Here is a 12,676-nt window from a genome sequence, read left to right as displayed (position 1 = left end):
GGTTCGTTTTTCTTTCTTATACTTAAATATGGTTTAGCGCATCTTCATACAGAATTGGTATAACTAATTATTCATAAAAAACATGAGCGATGCTTTTAGCAGACTTGCACCCTTCATCCAAGAATATATTTATCATCACCAGTGGACTGAATTACGACCAGTTCAAATTGCCGCTTGTGAAGTTATATTTGACACCGATGCTCACTTGCTAGTTACTGCTGCAACTGCTGCGGGTAAAACAGAAGCAGCCTTTCTACCAGTTTTAACTCTATTACATATTAACCCGGCTGCAACTATCGGGGCATTATATATTAGTCCCATCAAAGCTTTAATTAATGATCAATTTGAGCGCCTCAACGACTTACTCAAAGAAGCAGATATTCCCGTTTGGCACTGGCACGGTGATGTTTCTCAAAGTCGAAAAAACAAGCTTTTAAAGAATCCTCAAGGCATTTTACAAATTACACCAGAATCTCTAGAAAGTTTATTAATCAACAAAAATAACGACCTACTTCGCTTATTTGGTGATTTAAGATTTGTGATTATTGATGAAATTCACGCCTTTATGGGTTCAGAACGCGGCTGTCAAATTATTTGCCAATTACAACGTTTAGCAAAGTTGACGCAAAAACAACCGCGCCGTATTGGTTTATCAGCAACTCTTGGTGATTACTCAATAGCTGAAGAGTGGTTGCGTTCTGGAACAGACAAGCTAGTGATTACACCGCCAATTGACGGGATAAAACGCCAAATAAAACTAGCTGTAGAACATTTTTATATTACTGATGAAGTAGATGAATCAGAGGCGACAGCTGATGAACAATATATTTTTAACCTCAGCAAATCTCGCAAATGCCTGATATTTGCAAATAATCGGACGCGTACCGAATCTGTAATAGCATCTTTGCGACAAATTGCCACAAAACAAGGACTACCAGATATATATCATGTGCATCATGGCAGTATATCTGCTAGCTTGCGGCAAGCCGCTGAAAATGCGATGCGTGAACCCAACAATCCAGCTGTCACCGCCGCTACTCTGACGTTAGAATTAGGCATAGATATCGGTCATTTAGAGCGAGTTATTCAATTAGAATCACCCTTATCTGTAGCTAGCTTTTTACAGCGATTGGGACGTAGTGGGCGAAGAGGTGAAGCTGCCGATATGCGCTTTATCTGTGCCGAAGATAAACCATTACCAGAAGCTTCTCTACCAGAGCAAATGCCCTGGCAACTTTTGCAGTGTATCGCTATCATTCAACTTTATTTAGAGGAGCAATGGATTGAACCAATCAGACTAATTAAATATCCTTTAAGTTTGCTTTATCACCAAACAATGAGTATCATAACAGCAATGGGGCAAATTTCACCTAATGCCCTAGCTAAACAAATTTTTAGTCTGCCGCCCTTTGCTGCTATTTATAAAGAGGATTTCCAACTATTGCTACGCTATTTAATTGATATTGGTCATATTCAACATACTGAACAAGGTAAATTAATCCTGGGTTTGGTAGGAGAAAATATTGTTAGAAAATTTCAGTTTTATGCTGTCTTTGCTGAACAGCAAGAATATATTGTTAAGCAAGGTGCAACGGAAATTGGTAGTATCGTCACGCCGCCTGCTGTTGGTAATCAATTTGCTTTAGCTGGAAGAAGTTGGGAAGTCGTAGAAGTTGACTTTAAAAAGAAGGCTATTTTTGTTAAACAAGCCGAGGGTAAAGCTAGTATTTATTGGCGTGGTAGTGGTGGTACTATTCATACCAAAGTTTTGCAACGAATGCGGCAAGTTTTATTTGAGAATGTCGAGTACAGCTATTTGCAAAAAAATGCCTTGGAACGTTTACGTAAAGTTCGCCAATTGGCGCAGCAAGTTGGATTAGATAAACATAATATCTTGCAATTGGAAAAAGGTAAATGCTGTATTTTTCCCTGGATGGGTACGGTTGCTTATCGCACCTTAGAAAGATTACTCAACTCCTACTGTCGAGAATCGTTGGAAATTACAAATATTAGCGGAGTAAATCCCTATTATTTAACAATTAAATTAGGCAAGGATAAATTTAAATATCTTTATCATGAAATTGCTTCCTTGTGTGAGCAAAGAATTACCCCAGAAGATTTAGTTAGTACTTCAGAAGCACCAGAAATTCAAAAGTATGATAAATTTATTCCTCATCCACTTTTACGGAAAGCTTTTGCTAGCGATTATTTAGATATAAGAGAACTCAAACAGCAAGTAGCACTGTGGAGAGAATATAACGCTTCTGGGTTGAGTGAAATACAGACCTAACAAGAACAGCCCCTTCCCTACTAGCGTTGGGGAGTAAGATTCAAAGCCTTTCTCCTAAAAGGAGATAGGTGAAAGTGTATTGCATTCAAATGAAAACTGCTATAGGTGGCAATACTGCTTGGTTAAGAATATTCGTAGGTTGGGTTTAGTTCCTCAATCCAATCTACACATTTTTATTTTTTAGGCAAAACCTACGCAGTATTGGAATAAGTGGATATCAACAAGCAGCAGATGAGATTTTCCGGTTTAGAGAATTTAATTACTAAAGAAACGAGGTACAACGTTGCTTAAACAAGATGTCACTTCTCCTTCACAAATCCAATCACTCAAACGCGCTTTAGGGTATCTGAACGGGTATCGCTGGATGGGTATAGGTGCTTTGCTGAGTTTGTTACTCCTGATTGCTGCCAATGCTTTGACTCCACAACTTTTCCGGTGGGGAATTGACCAAGGTATTGCTAAAAAAGACTTAGATGTTGTTTTTCAAGCAGGCAGTTTGTTAATTTGTGTGGCGATCGCTAGAGGAGTATCCAATTTTGGACAGGGTTTTTGGGCAGAAGCAGTTGCTCAAGGAGTCGCCTACAGATTGCGAAATCAGGTTTTCCACAAAATTCAAAACCTCAGTTTCAGCTATCACGATCGCGCCCCAACTTCACAACTATTGACGCGGATTACCAGAGATATTGAACAAATACGCACCTTCATTGGTACTACTTTACTTCAGGTCATCAGTTCCATCTTGACTTTAGTTACAATTACTGTAATTTTGCTAGTAATGAATTGGCAATTGGCATTAATTACACTAACTGCTGTACCCATCGCCGCGTTTTTGTTGATCCGGTTTTTCTCGAAAGCTGGAATGCTATTTGGTCGGGTACAACAGCTATTGGGAGAACTGAATGCAGTTTTGAAAGAGAACCTGATTGGCGTTCGTTTAATCAAAGCTTTTGTTCGAGAAGATGCTGAAATTGAACGTTATATTTACAGAGATCAGGAAGTAATCACTGCTAACCTGAAAGCAATTTGGGCAATTTCTAATGTTTTCCCCTTTATATTTTTGTTAAACAATTTAGTAACGTTAGGGGTGCTTGGTTATGGTGGTAGCATTGTCATTGGGAAACAATTCTCGGTTGGTGAATTAGTAGCTTTTAATTCCTATTTAGCTGTGGTTCTCCAACCAATTCTCCAGTTGGGCTTCGCTTCGGCAGGAATTGCACAGGCGGCGGCTTCGGCTAAACGAGTATATGAGGTAATTGATACTGAAGAGGAAATTCGCGATCGCCCTCATGCGATTCCTTTTCACACCAGCAGTATCAGAATTACCTTTGAGGATGTGTCTTTTCGCTATCCTGGGGCGACTAATTATGCCCTTAAAGGCGTTTCCTTTGAAACCAAACCTAACGAACTAATTGCAATTTTAGGGAGAACAGGCTCAGGAAAAAGCACCCTTGTCAACCTGATTCCCCGCTTTTATGATGTGACAGAGGGAGCAATTCGCATCGACGGTAATGATGTACGTGATTTTACACTTCATAGTTTACGCACGCATATTGGGATGATTTTCCAAGAAACGAGGCTATTTTCAGGTAGCATCCGCGATAATATTACCTATGCCATACCCAGTGCTCCCTTAGAGCTAGTGATGGAAGCCGCTAGAATTGCCCATATTCACGAATTTATTATCAGTTTGCCAGATGGCTATGAAACAATTGTGGGAGAACGCGGGGTAGGTTTATCAGGAGGGCAAAAACAACGGATAGCGATCGCTCGCACGTTTCTGACTGATTATCGAATTTTAGTTTTAGATGATAGCACATCTGCGGTCGATGCTAAAACCGCAAGACAAATTTACGCCTCTCTTGATAAATTAATGAAGAGTCGAACTTGTACAGTATTTGCGATTGCTCAACGTATCAGTACAGTCAAGAATGCTGACCGGATTCTTTTGATTGATGGAGGAGAACTAGTTGCTCAGGGAACCCATGAAGAGTTGATGCTGCGGAGTCCCTTGTACGGTTCTATTTTAGAATCACAAGTTAAACAAATAAACTCGGTTTCTTAAATAAATCGGGTTTATGGAGTTCTCATTTTATTATAAACCTTGAATTTAAAGTGATTAACAAAAATATTTTTAGATCAAAAGATACTTTGCCTTCTTACCAAACACTGCAACGATTTCTGCAATACTTTCTCCCTTATCGCCAAAATATTTTGATGACTATGGGATTGGTAATTGCTGGTGCTGTGTGTCAAGCCACAGGTCCATTTCTTGTCGGTTGGTCAATTGACAATTTGATTATACGTGGAAACTGGCGAGGTTTAATGCAGATGTTAATTCTGCTAGCAGTTGTCTATGTTACTGGTAGTTTGATTATCAGAAGTCAAATTAGGCAGATTGGCTGGATTATGCAGCATCTTTTGAGTCAATTACGTCGTGATATTTTCACAAAAATTCAAAGCTTACCCTTGGGCTTTTTTGATCGTAGCCAATCGGGTGACTTAATGAGTCGTTTGTTGAATGATGTCAGTACTGTAGAGCAGACATTTGGAATGGCGATCGCCCAAATTATTGGCACTGTATTTAGCTTAATTGGGATTATCGTCGCCATGCTTTTGCTCAACCTGCAATTGGGATTGATGAGCAACTTAGTTGTACCCTTGATGATTTTTGCCACAGGGTTGTTTGCTTCATGGGCAAAAACAAGATTTCGGGTAACGCGACAAACTATCGGTCAACTTTCAGCGAGGTTCGAGGAAGATATTAACATTGTTCGGGAAGCACAAGCATTTAATCGCATCCAATATAATATGCAGCAATTTGATACTCTCAATGCTGCGAATCGGGATGCGAATGTACAAGCTGTAGCAATTACCTCTGCCTTTTTACCCTCAATAGATTTTCTTAACACCGTAGGAACAGCAGGGGTGCTAGTTTATGGGGGGTATCTGACAGTAAAAGGTGAGGCAACAGTAGGAACTGTAACTTCATTCCTAATTTACGTTCAGCAATTTTTTCAGCCGATTCAAATTCTTAGTCAATTTTACACCCAAGCCCAATCAGCGATCGCAGGATTAGAACGAATTTTTCTCCTATTGGATGAACCTGCATTGCTGCAAAATGCGCCTGATGCAATAGAAATGCCAGCAATTCAGGGTGAAGTCAAGTTTGAGGATGTGACATTTGGCTATGCTTATAACCAGTTGGCTCTTAAGGGCGCTAATTTTCATGCCAAACCAGGACAAATGATTGCCTTAGTGGGTGCAACTGGAGCAGGTAAAAGCACAATTATCAACTTAATTTTGCGCTTCTACGATGTCTTGGGTGGTATGATTACTGTTGACAATATTGATATCCGACGTGTTACACAAGCAAGTTTAAGGCGTCAGATTGGGATAGTTTTACAAGATACGATATTGTTAAGTGGCACAGTCGCCGAAAATATCGCCTTTGGTCGAAAAGATGCCACCCAAGCAGAGATTGAACAAGCAGCACAAATTGCCAATGTTCACGAGTTTATCACTAATTTACCCCAAGGGTATGCAACTCGTTTGGGAGAGCAGGGAACTAGCCTGAGTCAAGGACAACAACAACTAATTAGTATTGCGCGAGCAGTCTTAATTAACCCTCGAATTTTGATTTTGGATGAAGCCACCAGCAGCATTGATACTCGTACCGAAGCCCTAGTTCAGGAAGCACTTGCTCGGCTGTTTAAGGATCGCACCAGCTTTGTCATTGCTCACCGCCTTAGCACGGTGATTAACGCCGACCAAGTACTGGTAGTTGAGCAAGGTAAAATTGTTGAGCGTGGAACCCATGCAGAGTTGATTGCTAAACAGGGTGTATACGCCAATTTGTATGGTCTACAATTTGGGACATTTGTTTAGTTTTCCCAAAACTCAGTAAATCGAAAACTTTTGTAATTCAACCAAATAATAAAATTTTCCGGCTACGTTTTAAGTCTTGCTTAGGAACCTAGATTAAATAAAATGGAAAACTTCATCCTGTCTCGAGCTTCCCTCTCCAATATATCGGAGAGGGATTGAGGGTGAGGTAAGCCAGGGACATAAAGTGACAAAGCGATCGCCAGATATATTATAAATCTGTCCTATAGCCTGTTTATTATCTAAAACCTGAGTTATAGCAACCGCCAAGTCTTTTACATGACCTAGCTAGGTGATATGCAAGCCATTTCTGGGGATAGGAATCGGGCGATCGCGCACAATTTGGTCAAAGAAAAGATTCTTTCTTTTGACTTTGACCAAACCTTTGCCCTGATCCGTTAACTTAAAGTTAGTCGGTCAAGATTCCTCTTATGTACCAAACAGACCCGCCTCTCTCCCCCAAAGAAGTCCTACCTACGATGTATGATCTTCCCAGTGAATACCCGGAGGACTCTGGCTTGCCTGACGAATTTCACATTTTGCAACCCCGACTTTTAGGCGATACCTTCTCTCCTCCCACATATCTAGCAGATCAGGTATTGGTTGCCTCTGACTTAAATATCTATTATGACCTCCACCATCCACTGTGGTACAAACGCCCAGATTGGTTTGCAGTGGTTGGAGTTTCCCGCCTTTATGAACAGCGAGATTTACGTTTAAGTTATGTGATTTGGCAAGAAGGGGTTGCGCCTTTTGTAATGGTAGAACTTTTGTCTCCAGGGACAGAAAAAGAAGACTTGGGACAAACTCTCAGAGAAGTTAACCAACCACCGACCAAATGGGAAGTTTATGAACGAATTTTAAGAGTTCCCTATTATATTCTTTTTGACCGCTACACTGATAAGCTCCAAGCATTTCAACTAGTTGCAGATAGTTATCACGAAATAGATGTAACTACTTCTAGAGTGTGGATGCCAGGAATACAATTAGGTTTGGGACTTTGGCAAGGCGCTTACCAAGGTATTGATCGTTCGTGGTTACGTTGGTACGATGAAAGAGGAAATTGGATTTCTACACAGCTAGAACAAGAAAAACAAAGGGCTGATAAATTAGCAGCAAAATTGCGCGAATTAGGTATCAATCCAGATGAAATATAAGGCTCAGATTACCGACTTCTTTAAGAAGTCGGTAATCTTGTTGTTAAACAGCTTGTAAAATCTCCTCATCTACAGAGAAATCTACTTCGGCTTTGTCTTTTGCATTCGCCAAATAATCATTTTCCAGAGAGTCTTGTAACCCAGAAATTAAATCATATTCAGGATGCCAGTTTAATTCTGTTTGCGCTTTATTCACCGAAGCGAAGAAATGCTGCACTCGCATCGGAAAAGCTTTGCGCTTGCCGAAATCAAACTTTTTCGGGTCGTAATGGACGATTTTTACAGCATCGGGTGATTTACCAGCAGCTACAGCACTAGCACGGGCTAAACCATCAAAAGTGACAAAGCGATCGCCAGATATATTATAAATCTGTCCTATGGCTTGTTTATTGCCCAAAACCTGAGTCAAAGCTTTTGCTAAGTCTTTTACATGACCTAGCTGGGTGATATGCAAGCCATTTCCAGGGATGGGAATCGGGCGATCGCGCACAATTCTGTCAAAAAACCAGCCTTCCAACTCATTATAATTACGAGGGCCGTAAATATAAGTAGGACGAATAGAGGTAAAGGGCAATCCCAATTGAGTCAGATAAGCTTCTGTTTCATGTTTACCCTTGTGGCGACTTTTGGGATCTACTAGATCACCTTCTATGTGGGGTAATTGGTCAGATTTGAGATACACCCCCGCAGAACTCATATACACAAAATGTTGCACTCGATCTTGAAAAATCTCTGCCAGTGGTTGAGTATCAGTCAGTTCCCGCCCATTATTGTCAAAAATGACATCAAAGTTTTCTGGTGATAATTTTGCTTTTATTTGGGTAGCATCCGTGCGATCGCCTATAATTTGTCCTACTCCCTGTAAAGGAGGTGCTGGCCGATTCCCACGATTGAACAGTACCACCTCATGTCCTTGTTCCACTAGTAGTTGAGTCAAATAGACACCAATGAACCGAGTACCACCCATAATTAGAATTCGCATAAATTCACCTTTTCTATATCAGTTGTCGTCAAAGGACTTGGGAGTAGGCTTGCCGTGAGCGTAGCCGAATGGGAGTGGGGGGGATGAGGGAGACAAGGGGGACAAGGAGAAAATAACGAATGCCCAATACTTCTCTTCTTAGGCTGCACTTCTCTACGAGACGCTGCGCGAACGGCAAGGCTCAGTGACCACGCCAACGACTTCTCTACGAGACGCTACGCGAACGCTACTTCTCTATGAGAGGCTGCGCCAACGACGCCGCTCAGTACAAGTCAGTACAAGTGCCCAATGCCCCAATCTGAGGTTATCAGGTTGCAGCATCCATCTGGAACCTCTGAGAGAAAGATTGCGTCTTATGTGCTAATCTGGGGCGCTTCCCGTTAATTAATCACAAGGAGAAACTTTTCTAATTAACGTCATCAAGTTGGCCTTTGTATTTTCCATTTATTCAAGTTAGCTGTGCCCTTGAAATATGCTCTAGTCCATGAGTGGCTGACGCCCAAAGCCACCGGTGGTTCAGAACTCGTTGTCCGAGAAATTTTGAATCATATTGATGCTGATTTATATGCTCTAATCGATTTTGAATCCAGCAATAGAGAAAGTTATTTATACAAGCGTCAGATTGGCAAGACGTTTCTCCAGCACTTTCCCTATGCCCGCAACGGCGTACAAAAATATTTGCCTTTGTGGCCGTTGGCAATTGAACAACTGGATTTGCGCCATTATGACGTAATTCTGTCATCATCCCACGCTGTTGCCAAAGGAATCCTTACCACTTCCGAACAGATGCATATTTGCTACTGCCACAGCCCGATGCGCTATGCCTGGGACTTAACCTTTGATTATCTGCGCCACAGCAAACTGGGTAGTGGTTTACCTGGGTGGGCAACGCGATATTTATTACATAATTTGCGCCAGTGGGATGTATTGAGTGCCAATCGCGTTGATTACTTCATTGCCAACTCGCAGTATACAGCTCGGCGGATTTGGCGTTGCTATCGGCGAGAAGCAACAGTCATTTACCCACCAGTGAATATTGCGGAATTTCCGTTTATGTCTGAGAAAGAGGAGTTTTATCTGATAGTTTCCCGGTTAGTGAGTTATAAGCAAGTATCGTTGATTGTCAACGCTTTTAATCAACTAAAACGACCATTAGTAGTCATTGGTACAGGAGATGAAATGGAAAAAATCCGCGAGATGGCAAACTCCAATATCGAAATACTGGGATGGCAACCCGATAATGTGGTAAAAAAATATATGTCTAGGGCTAAGGCGTTTGTGTATGCAGCTTGTGAAGATTTTGGTATTGCCCTAGTGGAGGCACAGGCTTGTGGCACGCCAGTGATTGCTTATGGTGCAGGAGGTGCTTTAGAAACAGTACGAGATATCCGTTCTTGTGTGGATACAGGGACAGGTATATTTTTCAGGACGCAAACAGAGGCGGCTTTAGTGGAGGCAGTAGAAAAATTTGAAGTGTATGAGGGTTCTTTCAGTTCTGAGTATATGCGATCGCACGCCGCCCAGTTTTCACCGCAAATCTTTGCAGATCGTTTTCTCGATTTTGTAAACAAATGCAACGAAAAAAGACCGTTTTTGGAATGATGGTCTTGGTTAATCTCTGATTTTTTTAGGCTTTTGGCAATTTCCCCCCAGAAGCACCTCATTTTGGCTTTAATATTGGGACTATGTGTGGTGTGGATTATTAAGGAGTATGATGACTGCCCAGAGCTCACTCCTCTCCGGCAAGCGAGGCGTACGGCAAGACACTAGAAGGTCTACGCGGACTTTCTTAAAACGCGGTCAAAAAACAAAGACGCCAAAAGTTAAACCCAAAGGTTTATCTTTTCAGGGTTTAAACGGAGAGTTTGCCAAGCGACTGTTCGATATAGTGTTTTCGCTGTCGGTGTTAATTTTGTTCTTCCCCGTCTACTTAATCTTGGCCTTGCTGATTGCTTTGAGCTCAGATGGTCCAATTTTTTATGTCCACGAACGGGTAGGGAAAAATTACAAAGCGTTTTATTGTATTAAATTCCGAACAATGGTGAGCAATGCAGACGAAATCTTGGTGCAAATGATGGAAACATCTCCCCAGTTGCGACAAGAATTTGAGAGCAGTTTTAAGCTGAAACAAGACCCCCGGATTACCAAAATTGGTCGATTTTTGCGAATTACTAGCTTAGACGAATTTCCCCAGTTCTGGAACGTTTTAAAAGGGGACATGAGTGTAGTCGGCCCCCGACCCTTAGTAGCAGAAGAACTGCCAAAATACGGTTGTCACATTGATGAGATTTTAACAATCCGTCCAGGAATTACTGGATTGTGGCAGGTGTCTGGGCGTAATGATATTCCCTACCCTCGGCGAGTCCAAATAGACCTGCATTATGTGAAATTTAGGAATTTCTGGCTTGATTTATGGATCATCTTGAAAACTGTTGATGTGGTCATTCTGCCCAAAAATAACGGGGCATACTGAGTAACTACTTAGGGTGGATTCTGGGGGGCAGTTAATGCCCCTAACTACTAATTCTTGCCCTAGACTAAACGACTGTTCATCTTTGTTTTATATAGTTATCTATATTTAATATTTAAACTCCATCTATTTTAAAAGTAGCGGCAGCATCTTGCTAAAATGCGGGTAGTAGCGGGTAAGATTTCGGCGTAAGCGCTACTTCTCTACGAGAGACTGCGCCAACGGCAACGCTACTTCGACCCTTCTCTACGAGACGCTTCTCTACGAGACGCTGCGCCAACGGCAAGCTCAGGGCATCGCGCTACGCGTAGCTTGCTTCCACGAAGTGGTACGGCAAAGCTCAGGGCAACGCGTTGCTCTGTACAAGTCAGTACAAGTCAGTCGAACCCTGCCTGTACTACTTCACTTTTCAAAATGGACGAGGTTTATGTCTTTCTACCTAGCTGAAACTTCTCTCTGTGGTTCGTTTTGCTCATATTCAGATTTTTGCCAGAAGTCTAATTTAAAATCCTATTTTATTGAATCTTCACAAAACTAAAGATATGAAGTTTTGACAAAAAAGACGTACACAAAAAGAATCTTCATCTAAAAAAATATACATAATTAAACAATCTTCATCTATCTCAGGTTGGCTTACGTGTTAAATTCCTTTTTGTTAAGTAAATTTATTTAGGCGAAAAGTGTTTTAACAACAAGAACTCGTAGGTTTCCCATTAGGCAATTCCGCAATTAGCTGCTAGGTTGTATCAGATTGCCTGTAACTTTTTAATCAAAGAATAATAAGGGATAATTGAGCATGACGCAACAGAAACGAGCGTTGATTACTGGTATTACTGGTCAAGATGGTTCATATCTAAGTGAGTTTTTGCTAGGAAAAGGTTATGAAGTTCATGGCATCATTCGCCGGACTTCTACCTTCAACACAGACCGCATCGATCATATTTACGAAGACCCCCATAAAGAGGGAGTACGGTTGTTTCTACACTACGGCGACTTAACCGATGGTACGACGTTGCGGCGGATTTTAGAAGATGTCAAGCCGGTAGAAATTTACAACCTCGGCGCTCAATCTCATGTCAGAGTCAGTTTTGATTCACCAGAATACACGGTGGATGCTGTAGGAATGGGCACGCTGCGTCTGTTGGAAGCAATTCGGGACTACCAACAGCGTACTGGAATTCAGGTGCGATTTTACCAGGCGGGTTCTTCAGAAATGTATGGTTTAGTACAAGCAATACCTCAAAATGAGACAACGCCCTTTTATCCCCGCAGTCCCTATGCCTGTGCGAAAGTTTACGCCCACTGGCAAACTGTAAATTACCGTGAATCTTATGGTTTGTTTGCTTGTAACGGCATACTTTTTAACCACGAGTCACCACGGCGCGGTGAAACCTTTGTAACCCGCAAAATTACTAGAGCCGTGGCTGGTATCGTCGCTGGTAAGCAGAAAAAAATTTACATGGGTAATCTAGATGCCAAGCGAGATTGGGGCTATGCGAAGGATTACGTTAAAGCAATGTGGTTGATGTTGCAGAAAGATCAAGCAGAGGATTACGTAATTTCGACTGGTGAAACTCACTCGGTGCGAGAGTTTTTGGAACTGGCATTTAATTATGTAAATCTCAATTGGGAAGATTATGTAGAGTTTGATGAGCGTTACCTCCGTCCATCTGAGGTAGAGTTGTTGATTGGCGATTCTACCAAAGCACGGCAAAAATTGGGCTGGACAACATCAGTAACCTTTGAAGAACTAGTTTCCCTAATGGTAGAAGCAGACTTACAAGCATTGGGTCACACTTCACCGAATGGAAATGGTTCACAATTTCCACATGATATTGCTACTATTCGTCAAGAACTGGGCGCTCTCCATTTCTGATTCGCACCACAGAGGATAA

General features: G+C 41.6%; 9 protein-coding genes and 1 pseudogene. 8 read left to right on the top strand and 2 right to left on the bottom strand.

What is annotated here, in order from left to right:
* The first annotated feature begins 82 nt into the window (after nucleotides 1-82).
* From ACYTXL_RS04655 to ACYTXL_RS04645, 3 genes are all read left to right on the top strand, one after another.
* The gene (locus tag ACYTXL_RS04655) at nucleotides 83-2,290 is read left to right on the top strand and encodes a DEAD/DEAH box helicase (RefSeq protein WP_461923693.1); all 2,208 of its coding nucleotides are present in this window, start codon (nucleotides 83-85) and stop codon (nucleotides 2,288-2,290) included.
* 364 nt (nucleotides 2,291-2,654) lie between these two features.
* A complete protein-coding gene (locus ACYTXL_RS04650) occupies nucleotides 2,655-4,352 on the top strand; it encodes an ABC transporter ATP-binding protein (RefSeq protein WP_461923710.1) in 1,698 nt (565 codons plus the stop codon).
* 50 nt (nucleotides 4,353-4,402) lie between these two features.
* Nucleotides 4,403-6,175 (top strand): ABC transporter ATP-binding protein, encoded by a 1,773-nt coding sequence (locus tag ACYTXL_RS04645; RefSeq protein WP_461923692.1) that lies wholly within the window; start codon nucleotides 4,403-4,405, stop codon nucleotides 6,173-6,175.
* Nucleotides 6,176-6,358: 183 nt separating this feature from the next.
* Here ACYTXL_RS04645 and ACYTXL_RS04640 read toward each other — a convergent pair.
* A pseudogene (locus tag ACYTXL_RS04640) lies at nucleotides 6,359-6,526 on the bottom strand (NAD-dependent epimerase/dehydratase family protein); the annotation flags it as partial.
* Nucleotides 6,527-6,603: 77 nt separating this feature from the next.
* Between ACYTXL_RS04640 and ACYTXL_RS04635 the strand changes: the two are divergent.
* Nucleotides 6,604-7,329, top strand: a complete 726-nt coding sequence (locus ACYTXL_RS04635; RefSeq protein WP_461923691.1) for a Uma2 family endonuclease — start codon at nucleotides 6,604-6,606, stop codon at nucleotides 7,327-7,329.
* A 43-nt stretch (nucleotides 7,330-7,372) separates the two neighbouring features.
* Here the strand turns inward: ACYTXL_RS04635 and ACYTXL_RS04630 are convergent, their stop codons facing one another.
* The gene (locus ACYTXL_RS04630) at nucleotides 7,373-8,311 is read right to left on the bottom strand and encodes an NAD-dependent epimerase/dehydratase family protein (RefSeq protein ID WP_461923690.1); all 939 of its coding nucleotides are present in this window, start codon (nucleotides 8,309-8,311) and stop codon (nucleotides 7,373-7,375) included.
* 184 nt (nucleotides 8,312-8,495) lie between these two features.
* Between ACYTXL_RS04630 and ACYTXL_RS04625 the strand changes: the two genes are divergently transcribed.
* From ACYTXL_RS04625 to gmd, 4 genes are all read left to right on the top strand, one after another.
* The gene (locus ACYTXL_RS04625; RefSeq protein WP_461923689.1) at nucleotides 8,496-8,675 is read left to right on the top strand and encodes a hypothetical protein; all 180 of its coding nucleotides are present in this window, start codon (nucleotides 8,496-8,498) and stop codon (nucleotides 8,673-8,675) included.
* A 95-nt stretch (nucleotides 8,676-8,770) separates the two neighbouring features.
* Nucleotides 8,771-9,913, top strand: a complete 1,143-nt coding sequence (locus tag ACYTXL_RS04620) for a glycosyltransferase (RefSeq protein ID WP_461923688.1) — start codon at nucleotides 8,771-8,773, stop codon at nucleotides 9,911-9,913.
* Nucleotides 9,914-10,025: 112 nt separating this feature from the next.
* Complete coding sequence (locus ACYTXL_RS04615; protein WP_461923709.1) at nucleotides 10,026-10,784, top strand: undecaprenyl-phosphate galactose phosphotransferase family protein; 759 nt, start codon at nucleotides 10,026-10,028, stop codon at nucleotides 10,782-10,784.
* A 793-nt stretch (nucleotides 10,785-11,577) separates the two neighbouring features.
* Nucleotides 11,578-12,657 carry a GDP-mannose 4,6-dehydratase gene (gene gmd / locus ACYTXL_RS04610; RefSeq protein WP_461923687.1) on the top strand — a complete coding sequence of 360 codons (1,080 nt, stop codon included), beginning with the start codon at nucleotides 11,578-11,580 and terminating at the stop codon, nucleotides 12,655-12,657.
* The last annotated feature ends 19 nt before the right edge of the window (nucleotides 12,658-12,676 follow it).

This window comes from Nostoc sp., from assembly GCF_054880495.1.
Note: the sequence above shows the minus strand (reverse complement) of the source record. Positions and strands in the feature narration are given on the sequence as shown.